21 protein-coding genes and 1 tRNA gene are annotated in these 18,245 nt (G+C 33.3%); 19 read left to right on the top strand and 3 right to left on the bottom strand.

From position 1 onward, the window contains the following. Position 1 precedes the first annotated feature (1 nt). Complete coding sequence (locus tag ACFO3N_RS20960; protein WP_066033683.1) at positions 2-298, bottom strand: DUF493 family protein; 297 nt, start codon at positions 296-298, stop codon at positions 2-4. 364 nt (positions 299-662) lie between these two features. On the opposite strand from ACFO3N_RS20960, the gene ACFO3N_RS20955 reads away from it, so the two are divergent. The 7 genes from ACFO3N_RS20955 (at position 663) to ACFO3N_RS20925 (ending at position 7,295) form a co-directional block, all read left to right on the top strand. Next, a complete protein-coding gene (locus ACFO3N_RS20955) occupies positions 663-1,577 on the top strand; it encodes an alpha/beta hydrolase family protein (RefSeq protein WP_379800853.1) in 915 nt (304 codons plus the stop codon). Between the two features lie 17 nt (positions 1,578-1,594). Further along, positions 1,595-2,206 carry a hypothetical protein gene (locus ACFO3N_RS20950; RefSeq protein WP_379800852.1) on the top strand — a complete coding sequence of 204 codons (612 nt, stop codon included), beginning with the start codon at positions 1,595-1,597 and terminating at the stop codon, positions 2,204-2,206. Between the two features lie 505 nt (positions 2,207-2,711). Beyond that, a complete protein-coding gene (locus ACFO3N_RS20945; RefSeq protein WP_250837272.1) occupies positions 2,712-3,245 on the top strand; it encodes an AAA family ATPase in 534 nt (177 codons plus the stop codon). Positions 3,246-3,310: 65 nt separating this feature from the next. Continuing rightward, entirely contained in the window at positions 3,311-5,206 is a 1,896-nt protein-coding gene (locus ACFO3N_RS20940) for a RecQ family ATP-dependent DNA helicase (RefSeq protein ID WP_379800851.1), read from the top strand. Beyond that, entirely contained in the window at positions 5,206-6,153 is a 948-nt protein-coding gene (gene fmt / locus ACFO3N_RS20935) for a methionyl-tRNA formyltransferase (RefSeq protein ID WP_379800850.1), read from the top strand. The genes ACFO3N_RS20940 and fmt overlap by 1 nt, the downstream gene beginning before the upstream one ends. A 180-nt stretch (positions 6,154-6,333) precedes the next feature. After that, positions 6,334-6,606 carry an HU family DNA-binding protein gene (locus ACFO3N_RS20930; RefSeq protein WP_008464760.1) on the top strand — a complete coding sequence of 91 codons (273 nt, stop codon included), beginning with the start codon at positions 6,334-6,336 and terminating at the stop codon, positions 6,604-6,606. A gap of 128 nt (positions 6,607-6,734) precedes the next feature. Beyond that, positions 6,735-7,295 carry a YqgE/AlgH family protein gene (locus ACFO3N_RS20925; RefSeq protein WP_008464759.1) on the top strand — a complete coding sequence of 187 codons (561 nt, stop codon included), beginning with the start codon at positions 6,735-6,737 and terminating at the stop codon, positions 7,293-7,295. Here ACFO3N_RS20925 and ACFO3N_RS20920 read toward each other — a convergent pair. Continuing rightward, positions 7,292-8,128, bottom strand: coding sequence for an aminotransferase class IV (locus ACFO3N_RS20920; RefSeq protein WP_379800849.1), 837 nt, complete (start codon positions 8,126-8,128; stop codon positions 7,292-7,294). The two genes, ACFO3N_RS20925 and ACFO3N_RS20920, sit on opposite strands and share 4 nt — an antisense overlap. A 54-nt stretch (positions 8,129-8,182) precedes the next feature. Continuing rightward, positions 8,183-8,575, bottom strand: a complete 393-nt coding sequence (locus ACFO3N_RS20915; protein WP_095929482.1) for an START-like domain-containing protein — start codon at positions 8,573-8,575, stop codon at positions 8,183-8,185. Positions 8,576-8,725: 150 nt separating this feature from the next. Between ACFO3N_RS20915 and ACFO3N_RS20910 the strand changes: the two genes are divergently transcribed. The 12 genes from ACFO3N_RS20910 (at position 8,726) to ACFO3N_RS20855 (ending at position 18,158) form a co-directional block, all read left to right on the top strand. Then, positions 8,726-8,799 (top strand) — tRNA-Met (locus ACFO3N_RS20910). A gap of 75 nt (positions 8,800-8,874) precedes the next feature. Further along, entirely contained in the window at positions 8,875-9,285 is a 411-nt protein-coding gene (locus ACFO3N_RS20905; protein WP_379800848.1) for an ACT domain-containing protein, read from the top strand. A gap of 70 nt (positions 9,286-9,355) precedes the next feature. After that, positions 9,356-9,613, top strand: a complete 258-nt coding sequence (locus ACFO3N_RS20900; RefSeq protein ID WP_248728084.1) for a hypothetical protein — start codon at positions 9,356-9,358, stop codon at positions 9,611-9,613. A gap of 67 nt (positions 9,614-9,680) precedes the next feature. Next, the gene (locus ACFO3N_RS20895) at positions 9,681-10,280 is read left to right on the top strand and encodes a DUF6624 domain-containing protein (RefSeq protein WP_379800847.1); all 600 of its coding nucleotides are present in this window, start codon (positions 9,681-9,683) and stop codon (positions 10,278-10,280) included. A gap of 167 nt (positions 10,281-10,447) precedes the next feature. Then, positions 10,448-10,816: a hypothetical protein gene (locus ACFO3N_RS20890; protein ID WP_379800846.1), complete on the top strand. Its 369-nt coding sequence runs from the start codon at positions 10,448-10,450 to the stop codon at positions 10,814-10,816. Positions 10,817-10,837: 21 nt separating this feature from the next. Next, positions 10,838-12,256 (top strand): aminotransferase-like domain-containing protein, encoded by a 1,419-nt coding sequence (locus tag ACFO3N_RS20885; RefSeq protein WP_379800845.1) that lies wholly within the window; start codon positions 10,838-10,840, stop codon positions 12,254-12,256. Positions 12,257-12,263: 7 nt separating this feature from the next. Next, positions 12,264-12,740, top strand: a complete 477-nt coding sequence (locus ACFO3N_RS20880; RefSeq protein WP_379800844.1) for a GNAT family N-acetyltransferase — start codon at positions 12,264-12,266, stop codon at positions 12,738-12,740. A 219-nt stretch (positions 12,741-12,959) separates the two neighbouring features. After that, the gene (locus tag ACFO3N_RS20875; protein WP_379800843.1) at positions 12,960-13,484 is read left to right on the top strand and encodes an RNA polymerase sigma factor; all 525 of its coding nucleotides are present in this window, start codon (positions 12,960-12,962) and stop codon (positions 13,482-13,484) included. A gap of 46 nt (positions 13,485-13,530) precedes the next feature. Next, complete coding sequence (locus ACFO3N_RS20870; RefSeq protein WP_250837282.1) at positions 13,531-13,746, top strand: hypothetical protein; 216 nt, start codon at positions 13,531-13,533, stop codon at positions 13,744-13,746. A gap of 4 nt (positions 13,747-13,750) precedes the next feature. Beyond that, the gene (locus ACFO3N_RS20865; RefSeq protein WP_379800842.1) at positions 13,751-14,593 is read left to right on the top strand and encodes a FecR family protein; all 843 of its coding nucleotides are present in this window, start codon (positions 13,751-13,753) and stop codon (positions 14,591-14,593) included. A 99-nt stretch (positions 14,594-14,692) separates the two neighbouring features. Then, on the top strand, positions 14,693-17,311 hold the full coding sequence (locus ACFO3N_RS20860) for a TonB-dependent receptor (RefSeq protein ID WP_379800840.1): 2,619 nt from the start codon (positions 14,693-14,695) through the stop codon (positions 17,309-17,311). Between the two features lie 4 nt (positions 17,312-17,315). Next, entirely contained in the window at positions 17,316-18,158 is an 843-nt protein-coding gene (locus ACFO3N_RS20855; protein WP_379800839.1) for a DUF4249 domain-containing protein, read from the top strand. Positions 18,159-18,245: the final 87 nt, after the last annotated feature.

Here is an 18,245-nt window from a genome sequence, read left to right as displayed (position 1 = left end):
TTTATAATGAAACTATACCTTCTATTGTAGAAACTTCTTTGTATTTACTGATTACATCATCTGAGCTGTGCATAGTAACATCTACAGAAACGCTGGTAAATTTACCAGTTTTTGATTTTGTTGTTTTAATCACCGCTCCCATTCTATCGAAAGCTTTTTCAACACGCTCTACATTATCTGCTACAGAAGGCACAATAAATTTGTACAAATATTCTGCTGGCCAAGTGTTTGCGTTATCAAGCTCCACTTTTAATCTTTCGTAAAATTCGGCTGTATTTTTTTCTTTATCGTTCTCCATTCGTAATTAAAAATAAACGCAAATATACGGTTTTGATTTTAGACTTTTGAGTTTAGATTTTAGATTTTTTTTGGGCTTAAAACTTTGTTTTAAAGGGACAAAGTTACAAAGGCGCAAAGGTGCAGAGAAAAAAGCAATCGAAGATTATTTCTTTGTAAATTTTACGCTTATATTTGAGAAATAATCTGCTTAAAAATTGTTCGCAAACATATAGAGTTTGTCTTTTGTCATCCTGAGGAACGAAGGATCACACTAGAAACTCGATAAAGATTGGAGAATTACTCTGCGGAGCTACTTGTGTGATCCTTCGTTCCTCAGGATGACAAGTTTGCGTTTAAACTCTTCGATATTAAAACACATTACAATGAAAAAAATCATCTTCTTACTTTTTACATTTTTCACTTTTTACAATATTCAAGCACAAGAAGTCAAAACCTTAACCTATTTCCAAAATGACACTTTAAAACTGGATTTAGATTTATATCTGCCTAAGAAAAAAGCGGGCGAAAAAATTCCGTTGATTATGTTCGCTTTCGGTGGAGGATTTTCTGGCGGAGAACGAACAAGCGAAAAAGAATTCGGAAAATTTATGGCTCAAAACGGTTATGCCGTTGCCAGCATTTCGTACAGTTTATATATGAAAGGAAAAGATTTTGGTTGCAAAGGAACTTTAACCGAAAAAATAAAAGCAATCCAAATTGGCGTAAGCGATATGTGGCAGGCAACAGCTTTCTTAGTTGAGAATGCTGATAAATATAATCTTGACACTTCAAAAATCTTTATTTCTGGAATTAGTGCTGGAGCAGAAATTGGTTTTCATGCTTCGTTCTGGGATTATAAATTAATGAATTTATACAAAAGCAATCTCCCTAAAAACTTTAAATACAAAGGTTTCATTGGAGGTTCGGGAGCGATTCAGGATATTAATTTGATTACAAAAGAAAAAGCAATTCCGATGTTATTGGCGCACGGAAGCAATGATGATACTGTTCCGTACGCTGCTGGTTCACATCGTTCTTGCCCAACAAATGCTTCTGGCTGGTTGATTCTTTTTGGCTCTTATGCCGTTTATAATCAAATGAACGATTTACATAAAGACATCGAACTGATTACTTTCTGCGGTGGCGGACATGAATTCTCTGGTTATCTTTTCCACGAAGGACAACAATATGTTTTAGATTTTGTGAATGATGTTTTGAAAGGCAAAAAGTTTGAATCGCATTTGATTGTTCCTTCTAAAAACGGAGAAAGTTCTGGGAAGTATTTGTTTTGTGAGTAATTCTTAAAATAAAGACAATGAAAGTTGATTATAAAAATTTTGAAATTGAAGTTATTGACGATGAAAATCATACTCTGAATTCGACCAAAAACTTACATCAATATCAGACCGTTTATTGTGAAGAAAGTGAATTTCATTCTGTTAGCAAGCACGGAATTATTATTAAAGAACATGGAATTGAGATTTCAAGCTTAATAATACATGAATTTGGGGGCGCAACAACAATCTCCGATGATTCTTTTATTATTGAAGATGATAAAATATGGATACGAATCTGCAATAAAATTTATTGTTTTTCAATCCCAAACTTAGAGCTTATTTGGCATAAAGAATTTGATTTCGCCACAAATTTTAGCTTTCACAAGCTTGAAAATGATTTCATCATATATGGAGAAGTAGAAATTTTCAGAATCACAAAGGAAGGAGAGATTATTTGGCGTTTCGGAGGAAGAGATATTTGGGTAAGTGTTGATGGAAAAAATCCTTTCAACATCGAAACTGATAAAATTCGATTATGCGATTTTCAGTCAAATGAATATATTCTTGATTTTGATGGAAAAGAATTAGAATTCAATCCCAGAATAATTGAGACCGCGAACAAAAAGAAATGGTGGCAAATATTTGGCTAAAGCCGAAACGCTAATCTGTAAAATTCCGTTGGTTAAAACCAACGGCAATTCAAATAAAAATTGCTCCAGCGGAGCAAAATATTTATAGCAAATTTCAATTTCCCGCATATCAAAAGCTCCAGCGGAGCGGCATATAAATTATTCAAAATGTGTCGCCCCGCTGGGGCTTTTTAACAAATAATCAATTCTGTTTTCTATAAATATGTCGCTCCTCCGGAGCTTTTTAACCTATGACATCCTTATTTTCTCTATAAATATGTCGTCCCTCTGGGACTTTTTTGTTTCGTAAAATTATATTCATAAAATAACTCCAAAAACAAAACCATCTCTCCTTTTTAGCCCTGATGGAAGCGGAAATCCTTTTGCTTTTTTCTTTAAAAAGCAAAAGATTGCAGCGGACAGCAGGAACCCATGACTAGAAAAAATGCCAAATCTTTTGCTTCAAGTAAATATTCTTTTTAATTATAAATAAGTTTAGGTAAATTTGCGCTTTATTTTTAGAATAGTGCAAAAAGAAATTATAGTCTTGCTTGGCGGACCTGGTACTGGAAAATCAACACTTATTAACGAATTGGTAGCTCGTGGCTTTTGCTGCTATCCAGAAATCTCTAGACAGGTTACCATGAAAGCGCAAGAACAAGGCATTGAGCAGTTGTTTCTAGAACAGCCGCTTTTGTTTAGCGAAATGCTATTGGAAGGTCGTATCGATCAATATAAAAATGCTCTTGAAGAACCTGACAATGTGGTTTTTATTGACAGAGGAATTCCAGATGTGGTAGCTTATATGGATTATATTGGCGATGAATATCCCGAAAGTTTCGTTAAAGCTTGCGAAGATTATAAATATTCTAAAACTTTTATTTTACCGCCTTGGGAAGAAATTTACCAAAGTGATTCTGAACGTTATGAAAATTTTGATCAGGCAGTAAAAATCCAAGAGCACCTTGTTGAAACTTACAAAAAATATGGTTACGAACTGATTGAAGTTCCTAAAGATACAGTTGAAAACAGAATTCTTTATATCTTAGACAAAATTTAGCGGTATGGTTTAAAGTTGCAAAACTAGAAACTGTTTTCTAAATTTTTAACTTTAAAACCAAAGCAATGCTCGGAGCACAGGATATTCTTCTAAAATACTGGAAACACGACAGTTTTAGACCGTTGCAAAAAGAAATTATCGATTCGGTTCTTGAAGGACAGGATACTTTTGCCGTACTTCCTACGGGCGGCGGAAAATCCATTTGTTTTCAGGTTCCGGCCATGATGCAAGAAGGAATCTGTCTCGTTATTTCGCCTTTGATTGCCTTAATGAAAGACCAAGTGATGAATCTGCAGAAAAGAGACATCAAAGCGATTGCGCTTACGGGCGGAATTCATACGGAAGAACTGATTGATCTTTTGGACAATTGCCAATACGGAAATTATAAATTTCTCTACTTATCGCCAGAGCGCTTGCAATCGGATTGGATTCTGGAACGCATTAAAAACCTACCTATCAATTTAATTGCTATTGACGAAGCGCATTGTGTTTCGCAATGGGGTCATGATTTTAGGCCTGCGTATCTTAAAATTTCGGAATTGAAAAAGTTCTTTCCGAAAATTCCGTTTTTAGCTCTGACTGCAACAGCAACTCCGAGAGTTATTGAAGATATTAGAACGCAGTTAGAATTAAAAAATCCACGACATTTTCAGCAGTCGTTTGAGCGAAAAAATATCGCTTATATGGTTTTTGAAGTTGAAGATAAACTATATAGAACCGAACAAATTCTTAAAAAGAATCCACAGCCTTCTATTATATATGTGCGAAATCGCAAAGGGTGTTTAAACATGTCTTCGCAATTGCAATCGTTAGGTTTTACATCAACTTACTATCACGGCGGACTTTCATCTAAAGAAAAGGACAAGAATATGCAGTTGTGGATGTCTGAGCAGGCGCAAGTTATTGTTGCCACGAATGCCTTCGGGATGGGAATTGACAAAGACAATGTAAAAACGGTTATTCATACGCAACTTCCAGAAAACTTAGAAAATTATTATCAAGAATCTGGACGCGCAGGACGAAATGGCGCAAAAGCCTTTTCGGTACTTTTATATAATAATTCAGATTCTATCCAGACTGAGCAGCAATTTTTAAATATTTTGCCAGACAAAAAGTTTCTGAAAACGATGTACAACAAACTTTGCAATTACTTTCAGATTGCTTACGGAGAAGGTTTAGACGAAACTTTTTCTTTCAAACTGAATCATTTTTGCAACAAATATGACTTCCCTACTCTTAAAACCTATAATGCTTTACAGTTTCTGAATCAGCAGGGAATTATTACCATGTCTCAGGAGTTTTCAGAGAAAATCAATATTCAGTTTTTGATTGAATCTAAAGAAGTGATTCGATACATGAGCTTAAATCCAAATGAAGAAGAAATCATTTTAGCGATTTTAAGAACTTATCCAGGAGTTTATGAGGTAAAATCTAATTTAAACCTGGGATTGATTGCTAAAAAAGCGAATCGTTCTGAAGAACAGGTTCTTGCTGTTTTAGAAAAATTAAAAGAAAAAGAAATTATTGAATATAAATCTAAAAATAACGATGCTACAATTTTATTTAATGAAGTCCGAGAAGATGACCATACTATAAATAGAGTTTCGAAATATTTAGAAAAACAGAATGAAGTAAAAAAAGAACAACTTTTATCGGTTCTTCATTATATAAAGGACAATAAAACCTGCAAAAACAGATTAGTGTTAGATTATTTTGGAGAAGAAACAAAAGAAAACTGCGGCATTTGTTCGTACTGCATTACACTAAAAGGAAAAATTACCGAAGCCGATTCCATTGCAGACAAGATTTTATCTTTACTCAGAACCGCTTCTCTGACTTCGAGAGAAATAGAAAATCAGATAAAAATGGATACAAAAGACATTTTGTCTGTTCTTCAGGAATTACTCGAAAACAATCATATCATTATACAAGCGAATAATAAATACACTTTAAAATCATAATGGAGAAATTGAAAATTATATTTATGGGAACACCAGAATTTGCCGTTGGCATTTTGGACACCATTATTAAAAATAACTATGATGTTGTTGGCGTAATTACTGCTGCAGATAAACCAGCAGGACGCGGACAAAAAATTAAATATTCGGCTGTTAAAGAATATGCACTTGCCAACAACCTTACTTTATTGCAGCCAACCAATTTAAAAGACGAGAGTTTCTTAGCTGAATTAAAAGCTTTAAATGCCAATTTACAAATTGTAGTTGCTTTTAGAATGCTGCCAAAAGTAGTTTGGGAAATGCCAAGTTTAGGAACTTTTAATCTTCATGCTTCTTTATTGCCAAATTATCGTGGGGCTGCTCCTATTAACTGGGCTATTATTAATGGCGAAACTAAAACTGGTGTTACGACTTTCTTTATTGATGATAAAATTGATACCGGTGCCATGATTTTAAATTCTGAAATCAATATTGAGCCAGAAGAAACGGCTGGACAATTGCACGATCGTTTAATGAAACTAGGAAGTACCACTGTAATTGACACTTTAAAAGTTATTGAAAGTGGAAATGTTACCACAACAATCCAAGAAGACAACGACGATATTAAAACGGCTTATAAATTAAATAAAGAAAACTGCAAAATTGACTGGACAAAATCTGGGGCAGAAATTAATAACTTAATTCGAGGATTAAGTCCGTATCCTGCATCTTGGTGTTTTTTAAAAGATCAAAATGAAGAATTAAACATCAAAATTTACGAAGCCAAACTAGTCTCAGAATCACACTCTTATGAGATTGGAAAGCTTATTAGCACTAAAAAAGAAATTAAGATTGCAATAAAAGAGGGCTTTATTCAGTTATTAAGTCTACAATTTCCAGGAAAAAAGAGAATGCTTGCTTCAGAATTATTAAATGGAGTGAGTTTTTCAGAAGTTGCAAAAGTGTATTAAGGTCAGTAAAACAGGGGTTTGTACCTGTTTTTCATCGATGAACAACACTCTTTATGAACAAAAAAAGCAAGTTATTAACAATTTTTGCTAAAAATAAAGAAAACACTTGCACGCAACGGATTTCCTACTAAATTTGTGTATTAACAATTTTTTTTAACCAACAATTAATAACTAATTATTATGAACAAATCAGAATTAATCGATGCTATCGCTGCTGATGCAGGAATTACAAAAGCTGCGGCGAAATTAGCTTTAGAGTCTTTTTTAGGTAATGTAGGAACTACTTTGAAAAAAGGTGGAAGAGTTTCATTAGTAGGTTTCGGATCATGGTCAGTATCTTCAAGAGCTGCTAGAGACGGTAGAAACCCTCAAACAGGAAAAACTATCAAAATCGCAGCTAAAAACGTTGTAAAATTTAAAGCTGGTGCTGAATTAGAAGGTGCAGTGAACTAAGTAAGAAAGTTCTCTAAACTTATAATATAATTAAAACCTTCCTTCTGGAAGGTTTTTTTATGCGGTTTAACGATTTTTTTTGTGATTTTAATTTTTTTATGATTAAATTTAATAAAAATTGTAACCGTATGATTTCAGAAAAATTAAAAAAAGGACACCTGCTTATTGCCGAGCCTTCAATAATTGGAGATTTATCTTTTAATAGATCGGTAATTTTATTAGCAGACCATAACAAAGAAGGATCAATTGGTTTTATAATTAACAAGCCATTAAAATATACTATTAATGACTTGATTCCTGAAATTGATGCTAACTTTAAGATATATAACGGCGGCCCTGTAGAACAAGACAACCTTTATTTTATTCACAATATTCCTGAGTTAATCCCAAATAGTGTTGAGATTTCAAACGGGATTTATTGGGGTGGCGATTTTGAGTCAACCAAAGACTTAATAAACAACGGATCTATTAGTAAAAATAATATTCGTTTTTTCTTAGGTTATACTGGTTGGGAAGAAAATCAGCTTGAGAATGAAATGCAGGGAAACTCTTGGATTATTGCTGATAATAATTACAAAAATAAAATTATCGGAAAATCTACTACCCATTTTTGGAAAGAGCAGATTATTGAGCTTGGCGGCGATTATCTTATTTGGTCTAACGCACCTGAAAATCCATATCTGAATTAATTTTCAGAGATGGATTCATTTAGTCGCTGCACTAATAAATGAGCCAGATTTGTTGTAAACTCCTTTTTTCGATATTTAGTTATCGGCTGTATTCCCATGATTACATTAGTTAGAAATAATTCGTCTGCTTTTTGAAGATCAAACGGCGAAATTATTTCTTCTGATACTTCTATACCTTCTATTTTTTTAGCTAGAGCTAAAATCTGCTTACGCATAATTCCGTTTAAAGCACCTTCTGAAACCGGAGGCGTAATAAGCTTGTTGCCCATTACCATAAAAATATTTCCCTGAAGTGCTTCTACAACATTTTTACTATCATTCAGTAAAATGCAATTGGCCAAGTCATTTTCACTCGCGTAAATACTTCCTGTAATATTAATTATCTTATTTGTCGTTTTAAGAGAAGATAATAATTGTTTTGTCACATAGAAGTCTTTATACAAATCTACTTCGTATTCGTTTGCATTTATACTGTACGCTTTATTTCCAAGAGAAATAGCGTTGATTAAGAATGAAATACCATTACTTTTTGGAAGATATAAACCACCATCGTTTCTAAAAACGGTAATTCTTGCTCGTGCTGAAGCCTCAATTCCTTCTTCTTTTACCAAACTAAGAATCTGCTCTTCAAAATACTCCATTGTAAAATCCATCGGAATCATCATTCTAACCACACGCATTGAAGCCATTAATCTAAAATAATGATCTTCAAGGAACAAGATTTTCCCATTGACAATTTTTACTGTTTCGAATATTCCGTCACCATACAAAAAAGCGCGGTTTAGAGTTAACATATTGTCTTCCTGCGCTATATTTCCGTTAAAATTAATCATAAAAAAACCCTGAATTTTGTTCAGGGCAAATATAAGGTATAAAATAGACTTTTGCTAAACAGATCCTATAAGATGTTTTAGATCTGAGATCTGATTCTCCCACAATTGTTTAGCTTCGCCTAATTCATCTTTGTCGGCAAAATCGACTACCATAAGCGATACATCTTTAGTCAATTCATCGACTAAAATATGAAGTTCAAAAAAGTACTCAGTATCTTTACTGCTGTCATCAACCCATTTGAATTTTACTTTTTCTCCAGATTTTTTTGAAGCCAGACGCGCTTTTTCCTGTGAATCATTCCACATAAAGGTAAAAAATTCACCTCTTGAATTAACATTGTCAGCAAACCATTCTTGTAAACCTGACGGAGTTGATATATATTGATACAATAATTGCGGCGAAGAATTGATCGGAAACTCTATTTCGTAACGTATTTTTGAATCCATGTGCTACTTTAATTTTTTTCGAAATATAAGAATATATGTCCAAAAACAATGCATTTTTAAAAATATTTTTTTTTCTTCATTTTATGCTTGTATGCTTTAATAATATTTATATCTTTGCACCCGCAATCAGGAATTCATGATAGCAGTCCAGGCGAGGTAGCTCAGTTGGTTAGAGCGCAGGATTCATAACCCTGAGGTCACGGGTTCAACTCCCGTCCTCGCTACTAAAAGGTAAAACCCTTAGACAGAAATGTTTAAGGGTTTTTTATTATCTTTAAATAAAAAATACTCCTAATTTTATGGAAGGCGAAATAAATTTAAACACCATTTTAGAGAATCTTAATCCTGTCCTTAATGAAGGAAAATATGTTTTTACAAAAGTAGATTCGCTAGAACAGATTCCTTTTTCAAAGATTTTATTTCTATTTAAAGAAAAAGAAGGAATTACTGTAGTATTAGAAAAACATTTTGCAGAAGAACTTAATCTTCATTTCTCTTACATTGCTTCTTGGATTACTTTAGAAGTTCATTCTTCTTTAGCCGCTGTGGGTTTGACCGCTGCGTTTTCTCAGGCACTAGGAAATGCCAATATTAGTTGCAATGTAGTTGCCGCCTATTTACACGACCATATATTTGTTGATGAAAATGACGCTCTGAAAGCAATGGACGTACTTCTGAAATTGAAAGAAGAAAATAAAAATTCTTTGTAATTAAAAAATCAAAAAATAAGCATAAAAACTGCCATTAAAATAGTTATTTTGCAGAGGTAATTTATAACATATGGACATAGTAAAATTTAAGATCACATCTAAAACTATAAAAGTAGAAGTACGTAATTCTAATAATTATGTTTTTAATTTCAATACTGCTTTAGATATTGCCAAAGAAGACAAAGATGTTTTATTAAAACTTTACAATGCGCTTGATCTTCTTTTTAAGAAAGAGCAAATTAGCGAAAACAAAAACTACATTTCGCCAAATCAAACCAACATCTTAGATCAGATTTCTGCTGCAGATTTGGAAAAGGAGGATAATTAATTTTATCCTGAGACCCTCTTTTTTAAATTAAAAACCAATTCCCGTTAATTCTTTTAACGAATCTCAAATGGATAACAAAATCATTTCTGAAAGAATAATTGAGTTGAAAAATGCTGATCTCAAATTGAGAAACAAGCTTATTGAAAACAAAAAACTTTTTGAAGGATATGATGAAGAAATGGAAAAGTTGCATAAACAAAATGCAATAATCTTAGATGAAATCATAAATACAATCGGTTATCCGACGATTGATAAAGTTGGGAAAGAAGCCAGCGAAGCTGCTTGGCTAATCATACAACATTCTATTGGATCTCCAGATTTCATGAAACGATGTGCAGAGCAATTGCATAATGCAGTCAAAGAAAATCAAGCAGACCCTATTAATCTTGCCTATTTAACAGACAGAATAGCCGTCTTGGAAGGAAATCCACAACTTTACGGAACCCAATTTGATTGGAATGAAAAAGGAAATTTAAGTCCAAATTTATTCGATGACTTAAAAATGGTAAATCAAAGAAGACAATCTATCGGACTCAACTCTCTAGAAGAACAAACCGAACTTATTCGAAATCGAACAATACTAGAAAATCAATTACCTCCCGAAGATTTCGAAAAACGAAAACAAGAAGCACTTGAATGGAGAAGAAAAACAGGATGGATAAAATAACTTCAAATCCAACTGTAATTCCCAATTAATTCCTCCTACTATAAAAAGTCTTCCTCAGTTTTTACCGACTCGAATAAAAACATTACTTTTAATCTGTATCCCCAAAAAAAGCATTTTCTGTATCTGTACCCAAATCTAAAATAGCATTAATTTCGCTAAAAAAAGATATGGAATCTAAAGCAACAATACAGAAAAAAATAACTTTTAGAGAGGTATATATATTTGACATGGAGATTTTACAAGACATCTTCAATAAAAATAGTAATGTGAAAGCTGAAGATAAAATGCTTTTTGGAATCCCTTTTCTTCTTTGCGAAAAAGACAATAAAATTAATTCGTTTGCTAGTTTACTATTGGATGAAAAGAACGAAATCATATTTCAAATTTATGATGACGGAAGTTTGAGTAATGAAGACAGAACAATATTTAATGAATACATTGAGAATTTTCTAAAGAAAAAGAGAAACGCAAATTTCAATAACGCCGAACAATTAAGACAAAGCACAGAACATTTTGTTCACTGCCTGAGCTTTTAGGCGCTTAACGGAAAAGAAAAAATGAAAAATCACGAAACATTATATTTTAAAATTGCCAAAATTATTGAGGATCAAATTCACAATGAGACTCTTTCGCTTGGCGACAAACTGCCTTCTGTTAGAAGTGCACAAAAGCTGTATAATGTTAGTTTAAATACCATTAAACAAGCGTATTTGGAATTGGAGAGCCGTTCGCTTATAGAATCTCGCCCAAAAACGGGATATTATGTGAGTAAAAGTTCGCAGCGTACCACTGCACTTCCTACAATCGCAAGTATAGACAACCATGAAAAAGAAAACACACCCGAAGATTTAATTGATAGAGTTTTCAGCACAATCAATAAATCAGATGTAACACAATTTGCACTCGGATTACCCGGAAAGAATTTCCTTCCTGTTGCTAAACTTAACAAAGGAATTATCAATGCTGTTCGCAATAGAGGCGATGCAGGCACCGCCTACGAACCTGTTCAAGGATCTGAAGAACTTCGACGAGCCATAGCCAAATGGGCATTGGTTATGGAAGGAAAAATTACGGAAGACGATCTTGTGATTACCTCCGGAGCTATGCATGCCATGTACAATGCCCTTATGGCCGTGACGTCTCCTGGAGATAGCGTTGCGGTAGAAAGTCCAGCCTATTTTGGAATACTTCAAGCAATTAAAGCATTAGGTCTAAAAGCGGTTGAAATTCCGACCCACCCATTGTATGGATTAGATCTTGATGCCTTGAAAAAAGTACTGCCTGAGATTAAGGCCTGTTGTTTTGTTACTAATTTCAATAATCCTATGGGTTTTCAAATGCCTGACGAAAACAAACGGGAATTGGTACGGCTAATTACTCAATACAACATTCCGTTAATTGAAGATGATATTTACGGCAATCTTTACTTTGGTTCAGAGCGCCCAAAACCTTGCAAATTTTATGATGAGGCTGGTTTGGTTTTGTGGATCGGATCTGTTTCTAAAACTCTTGCGCCAGGCTATCGTGTTGGCTGGATTGCGCCTGGGAAATTTAAAGATAAAATTATTCGACAAAAACTGGTTCAGACGGTTTGCAATTCTTCTTTATATTCAGATGTCATTGCAGATTTCTTAGAACACGGTCGTTACGATCATCATCTTAGAACATTTAGAAATAAGCTTTATGCGAATTATCTCCAAATTAACCGAGCTGTAGAATCTTATTTCCCGGACAACACTAAAATAGCACAACCAAAAGGCGGTTTTATGTTATGGCTGGAATTAGACGAAAGAATTTCTACAACAGAATTATACAACACTGCCCTAGCCCAAAAAATCGTCTTTGCACCGGGAAGAATTTTTTCGCAGTACAATCAATACAACAACTGCATGAGATTAACGTATGTTTTAGAATGGAATGAACGCGTAGATTCTGATTTGGAAAAATTGGGCAGAATAATAAAAAACAGTATTTAATAGCATTATGAAGAATAAAGACCAAGTAGAAATAGTTACTTATAACCCGAAGTATCAAAAAAGCTTTAAGGATTTAAATATAGAGTGGATTTCGACTTATTTTGTAGTTGAACCTAATGACGTAAAAGCGCTCGATCATGCCGAAGAATATATTATAAATAAAGGCGGAGAAATTTTTTCTGCCATTTTAAATGATGAAGTTTTGGGCGTTTGCTCCTTAATCAAAAGTGACGGAAAGGAGTATGATTACGAATTGGCCAAAATGGCTGTAAGTCCGAAAGCGCAAGGAAAAGGTGTTGGACTATTATTGGCTGAATCGGCAATAAAATGGGCTACAAAAAAAGGCGCTTCTAAAATTTATCTGGAAAGCAACACCAAACTGAAACCTGCTATTAAACTGTATGAAAAACTAGGTTTTAAAGAAATAACAGGCATTTCGTTGTCTTACGACAGAGTCGATATTCAGATGATACTCAGTATTTAATAATCCTATTAAAAAAACAAAACCCTTGGCATTTCAGTTCAAGGGTTTTTTATTTGAATTATACTGTAACATTTCTCCAACAAAAGCGTCAAATCTTAAATTAAATTACGGTTCTTTGTAACTTATTACATTCTCACTTGGGATTACTCAATTTCTGAATACAATAATATTGACTCCAACTGAGTTTAGAACTAGGAAGCTAGTCACGATATTTTCGTTATGGACAATAAAAAAATTATTTTAAGTTTAAAAAAAGGTAATGAAGCAGCTTTCAAAGAAGTCTACTTCAACTATTACGATAAACTTATAAATATTGCCAAACGATTCCATTCTTCTGTATTTACTCCCGAAGACTTTGTTCAGGAAACTTTCATAAGATTATACAATAAAAGAGAACTGCTTAACGAAGAGGTGCTGTTTGACAAACAGATATTTGTCATCTGCAAAAACATCATTCTCAATCATGTGAATAGAGAAAACAAAATAATACAGCTTGATCCTTCTCAAGTTGAAATGTTAGATGATGAAGAAACCGATTCAGGAATTTTTGAAGAAAGACAAGAAAAACTACAAAATTTCATAAATCAGCTTCCAGAGCAGCAGCAAAAAATATTTACTTTACACAAACTGGAAAACCTTAGCTATAAGGAGATTGCAGAAATAACGGATCTTTCTGAAAAGACCATTGCCAATCATATTTATCTCGCCAGTAAATTTATTCGAAAAAAAATCGAAAACCATTAGGAACTTTTTAGTTCTCGTTTGTTATACTAAAAAACAAGAACTAAAAATGCATATCGAAGCGTATAAAACTAATGTAAAAACAAAGAAAGACGCAAGTTTACTTGTAGCTTATTTACAGTTTATTATTTCTGATTGTATCATAAATTTTGATCGTCAAGGACAAGAAAACATCCTTAAAATCGAAACTAATCGAGACATAAAAGAAATGGTTTACGGTGTTTTTAACAAACAAGGTTTTCATTGTCAAATCATTTACACCTAAAAAAATGGATCAGGAGAAATTTGACGAGGAATTTAAAAAGTTATGGGAAGAGTCTCCCCTTTCTCATTCAGACAGCGAAAAAGAAGCTTCGTGGGAACAATTTCATGCTAAAACATTTTCTGAGAAGAAAAGAAAATTTAAACCTTGGCGTCTTTATGCTGCGGCTTCGGTTTTACTTTTTGCGCTTATTGGAACTGGAATATATTTCAACCAGGAAACTACTGCTGAAAATATAGTTTTGGCAGAAAATGTAATTGAAAATACTACCTCAGCAATAAAACATGTTGTTTTACCAGACAGCTCAAAAGTAGAATTAGGTCCGAATTCTAAAATTATTTACGGAAACAATTTTGCTTTAAACAGAAAAATAAAAATTGATGGTGAAGCTTATTTTAAAGTTAAAAAAGACAAACAGCATCCTTTTCAGGTTTTTTGCGATGAAACGACAACTACAGTTTTAGGAACTTCTTTTACGGTTAAAGAATCTGAAAATAAAGAAGTGACCGTCGAGCTTTTTGAAGGAAGCGTTCAAATGAATGTAAAAGGCCAAAGCCAAAAATGGATCTTGAAACCGGGGGAAAAATTTACATACGGAAACCAAACTGCTTCAGTATCCGAATTTAGCCGTTTTATAGATTTTGATAATGAAAATCTTTCTGCTGTAAGTCATTACATCGAAGAGAATTATGGCTATAAAGTGGTTCTTCCGAAAGAAAACCAAAATCAGAAAATCACTATTCGAATCAATCGAAAAGAAGATTTAAAAACGATTCTACAATTACTATCAGAAATGTATAACCTAAACTTTGAAATAAATGAAGATTTAAAGCAGATCACTTTTCAATGAAGACAAAAAAGGATGTAAGCCGCGAAACTCCACATCCTCCTTAATGTTCAGGATAACATTAAGTTATCCATTTAATAATATTCAAAAATACAAAATTTCATGAAGCATATAATTTCAGCGTGCTTTTTTTTATTCAGTTTATGTATGTCTGCCCAGAGCGTCACAGTAACTGTAGATCAAAACGTAACTTTAAAAGAATTCTTCAAGCAGATTGAAAATCAAACCGATTTTAAATTTGCTTTTACAGATCAGATAGATACCAATAAAAAGTATTTTACGCAAAAAAACACGTATAAGAATATCGAAATGAGTAAACTTATTTCGGAATTGAATCAAACTTCGATTGTACAGTTTTCTATTTCGGGCAATAATATTTTTGTCAAACAGAAATCTCAAACTCAAAAAACAGCTAAAAAAAAAAATAAGCTGACAGGTCGCATTTTTGATGATGAAAGACAACCCGTTATTGGCGCCAACGTTTTTATTAAAGAATTGGAAACAGGTGTTGTAACAGATGTTAATGGAAATTATAGCATTGAAGTTCCTGATGGGAATTATACGGTTCAAGTAAGTTATGTTGGATTTAAAAATGAGGAAAAACGAGTTTCTGTTACAGATGACAATAAAATCAATTTCAACATAGATCCAGATAGCCAGCAATTGGGAGAAGTTATTGTAATGAACAATAAAGCTGCCGATATTAAAGCAACTCAAATGAGTGTTAACAAGCTTTCGATGCAGGAAATTAAAAAAATTCCTGTTGCTATGGGCGAGCCAGATCCTTTAAAATCAATTTTAACTCTTCCTGGAGTTACCAATGCGGGAGAAGCTTCTTCTGGATTTAATGTAAGAGGTGGTGCTGCCGATCAGAATTTGATCCTTTTGGATGGCGCTCCGGTTTATGCAGATTCGCATATGTTTGGATTCTTCTCTATTTTTAATGCCGATATCGTTAACGGTTTAGATTTATACAAAGGGGGAATTCCTTCGAAATTTGGAGGACGTGTTTCTTCTGTTTTAGATGTAACACAGCAAACTGGAGATTTTGAAGAATATAAAGTAAACGGAGGAATCGGAATTATCTCAAGTCGTCTTTTAGTTCAAGGTCCGTTAGAAAAAGAAAAAGGTTCTTTTATTGTTTCTGGGCGTGCTTCTTATGCACATTTATTTATGAAATTGGCAGATAATAATAACTCAGCGATGTTTTATGATTTGAATGCCAAATTAAATTATCGTTTTAATGCCAAGAATACGCTTTCGTTTTCGGGTTATTTCGGAAATGATTTATTCGATATTAACGATCGTTTTGCAAGTACGTACGGAAGCACAATGGGAATTTTAAATTGGAAGCATAAATTTACTGATCGTTTAAACAGCAATTTATCCGTTTTCTACAGTGATTACAGATTCAATCTAGAAATTCCAATTGAAAGTTTTAAATGGGATAGCAATATTGCGAGCTACGGATTGAAATACAATTGGAATTTTCAACAATCAGAGAAGTTTAAAATCAATTATGGAATTGATGGTTTGTATTATAATTTCAATCCTGGCGTTGTAAAACCGACTTCTTCAGATTCGCAATTTAATTATATGCAGCTGGATAAAAAATATGCTTTAGAAACTTCTGCTTTTGTCGATTTTGAAAATCAGATTTCAGAAAAACTGACTTTCCGCTATGGACTTCGTTACAGCATGTTTTACCGTTTAGGAGATGAAACCATCAGCACTTACGAAAACAATCAGGCTGTTGTCTATAATCCTTTATACAATATTTATGAGGAAGGAACTCCAAACGGAAGCATTTCTTATGGAAAAGGAAAAAAAATCAGCAACTTCAATAATTTTGAACCGAGAGCGGCATTATCTTATGCTTTTAACGACGAAACTTCTGTTAAAGCTAGTTACAACAGAATGGCACAGTACATTCATATTTTATCAAACACACAGTCTCCTTTACCAATGAGCATCTGGACACCAAGCGGACCTTTTACAAAACCTCAGCTTTTGGATCAATATGCGATGGGTTATTTCAGAAATTTCAAAGACGGAGATTACTCTTTAGAAACCGAATTATTCTATAAAAATGTTCAAAATCGTATTGACTATATTGACGGCGCTGATGTTTTGGCTAACAACAATATTGAGCAAGTTATTCTAAACGGAAAAGCCAGATCTTATGGTTTAGAATTGTTATTCAGAAAAAATACAGGCGTTTTCACCGGATGGGTTTCTTATACTTTATCTAGAGCAGAACAAAAAACGCCAGGGAGAACTCCCGAAGAACCAGGAATTGCAAACGGCGACTGGTATTTGTCTGGTTACGACAAACTACATAATTTGAGTATTGTGGGAAGTTATGAACTAAACCCGAAATGGTCTTTTAATGGAAATTTCACGTTACAGTCTGGACAGCCGGTAACGTATGCCAATGGCTATTATGAAATGGGAGGCATTCATATTCCGAATTATTCTTTGAGAAACGAAAATAGATTACCACTTTTCCATCACTTAGATGTTGCGGCCACATACACGCCAAAACCAGACAAAAAGAAAGGATGGCAAAGCTATTGGGTATTTAGCCTTTATAATATTTATAACAGAAAAAATGCGGCTTCTATGAGTTTTACAACCAATGAAGATACAGGAGCAAATGAAACCAGAAGGCTTTCTATTTTCGGAATTGTACCTGGAGTTTCTTATAATTTTAAATTTTAATGCTATGAATAAATTGAAAAAATATACAATAATGAACAGAGCACTGGCATTAATAAGTCTTCTTTTTGTTTTTTCTTTTGCTTCTTGCGAAGATGTAGTCAATCTGGATCTGGAAACTGGCGAAACGAAACTGGTTATCGATGCTGAAATAATCTGGAAAAAAGGAACTGACGGAAGAGAACAAACTATAAAAATTAGTAAAACGGCTCCTTATTACAACAATTCTACGCCAAAAGTTTCTGGCGCACAAGTACGAATAGAAAACAGTAACGGAGATGTTTTTACCTTTAACGAAACCGAGGCAGGAGTTTACAAATGCACCAATTTTATTCCTGTAATCGATGCCGATTATAAATTATTTATCAATGCTGAAGGGCAAAGTTTTACGGCAACAGAAAAATTAACTTCTGCAACTCCAATCAATAAAATTGAACAAAATATCGTTCCTGATTTTGACGGAACAGATATCATTGAATTGACTTTTTATTACAACGACCCAGCAGATCAGATCAATTATTATGTAACCGATTATCAAGCTTCATTTTTGATTTACCCTGAATATGAAATCACAAATGATGAGTTTTACAACGGAAATGAAATCAGTACTAGATATTCTAATGAAGACAAAATGAAACCTGGAAATACGGTTACAATTACGCACAGAGGCGTTTCTAAAAACTTCTATAATTACTGGAAATTAATTTTGGAAGCTTCCAGTTCAAATCCTTTTTCTGTTCCTCCAGGAAATATTAGAGGAAATATTATAAATACTTCTGATGCTAATAATTTCGCCTTTGGCTATTTTAGATTGTGCGAAGCTGATCAAATTGATTATTTGGTGCAATAAGAAGTAAAAAACCACCTTTCAAAAGAGGTGGTTTTTTATTTATTCTAAAATTTGAGTGAAACAACTTTTTTCTATATTTTAGTACAA

It is taken from the genome of Flavobacterium chungangensis, from assembly GCF_042654045.1.
GTDB lineage: Bacteria > Bacteroidota > Bacteroidia > Flavobacteriales > Flavobacteriaceae > Flavobacterium > Flavobacterium chungangensis.
This window is presented reverse-complemented; position numbering and strand designations above follow the sequence as displayed.

Coding starts and splice junctions, on each gene's coding strand:
- ACFO3N_RS20900 (WP_248728084.1), top strand. CDS start 9,356: ATGGACATAGTAAAATTTAAGATCACATCTAAAACTATAAAAGTAGAA.
- ACFO3N_RS20885 (WP_379800845.1), top strand. CDS start 10,838: ATGAAAAATCACGAAACATTATATTTTAAAATTGCCAAAATTATTGAG.
- ACFO3N_RS20860 (WP_379800840.1), top strand. CDS start 14,693: ATGAAGCATATAATTTCAGCGTGCTTTTTTTTATTCAGTTTATGTATG.
- ACFO3N_RS20925 (WP_008464759.1), top strand. CDS start 6,735: ATGATTTCAGAAAAATTAAAAAAAGGACACCTGCTTATTGCCGAGCCT.
- ACFO3N_RS20905 (WP_379800848.1), top strand. CDS start 8,875: ATGGAAGGCGAAATAAATTTAAACACCATTTTAGAGAATCTTAATCCT.
- ACFO3N_RS20855 (WP_379800839.1), top strand. CDS start 17,316: ATGAATAAATTGAAAAAATATACAATAATGAACAGAGCACTGGCATTA.
- fmt (WP_379800850.1), top strand. CDS start 5,206: ATGGAGAAATTGAAAATTATATTTATGGGAACACCAGAATTTGCCGTT.
- ACFO3N_RS20915 (WP_095929482.1), bottom strand. CDS start 8,575: ATGGATTCAAAAATACGTTACGAAATAGAGTTTCCGATCAATTCTTCG.
- ACFO3N_RS20890 (WP_379800846.1), top strand. CDS start 10,448: ATGGAATCTAAAGCAACAATACAGAAAAAAATAACTTTTAGAGAGGTA.
- ACFO3N_RS20870 (WP_250837282.1), top strand. CDS start 13,531: ATGCATATCGAAGCGTATAAAACTAATGTAAAAACAAAGAAAGACGCA.
- ACFO3N_RS20875 (WP_379800843.1), top strand. CDS start 12,960: ATGGACAATAAAAAAATTATTTTAAGTTTAAAAAAAGGTAATGAAGCA.
- ACFO3N_RS20930 (WP_008464760.1), top strand. CDS start 6,334: ATGAACAAATCAGAATTAATCGATGCTATCGCTGCTGATGCAGGAATT.
- ACFO3N_RS20895 (WP_379800847.1), top strand. CDS start 9,681: ATGGATAACAAAATCATTTCTGAAAGAATAATTGAGTTGAAAAATGCT.
- ACFO3N_RS20950 (WP_379800852.1), top strand. CDS start 1,595: ATGAAAGTTGATTATAAAAATTTTGAAATTGAAGTTATTGACGATGAA.
- ACFO3N_RS20865 (WP_379800842.1), top strand. CDS start 13,751: ATGGATCAGGAGAAATTTGACGAGGAATTTAAAAAGTTATGGGAAGAG.
- ACFO3N_RS20880 (WP_379800844.1), top strand. CDS start 12,264: ATGAAGAATAAAGACCAAGTAGAAATAGTTACTTATAACCCGAAGTAT.
- ACFO3N_RS20920 (WP_379800849.1), bottom strand. CDS start 8,128: ATGATTAATTTTAACGGAAATATAGCGCAGGAAGACAATATGTTAACT.
- ACFO3N_RS20960 (WP_066033683.1), bottom strand. CDS start 298: ATGGAGAACGATAAAGAAAAAAATACAGCCGAATTTTACGAAAGATTA.
- ACFO3N_RS20940 (WP_379800851.1), top strand. CDS start 3,311: ATGCTCGGAGCACAGGATATTCTTCTAAAATACTGGAAACACGACAGT.
- ACFO3N_RS20955 (WP_379800853.1), top strand. CDS start 663: ATGAAAAAAATCATCTTCTTACTTTTTACATTTTTCACTTTTTACAAT.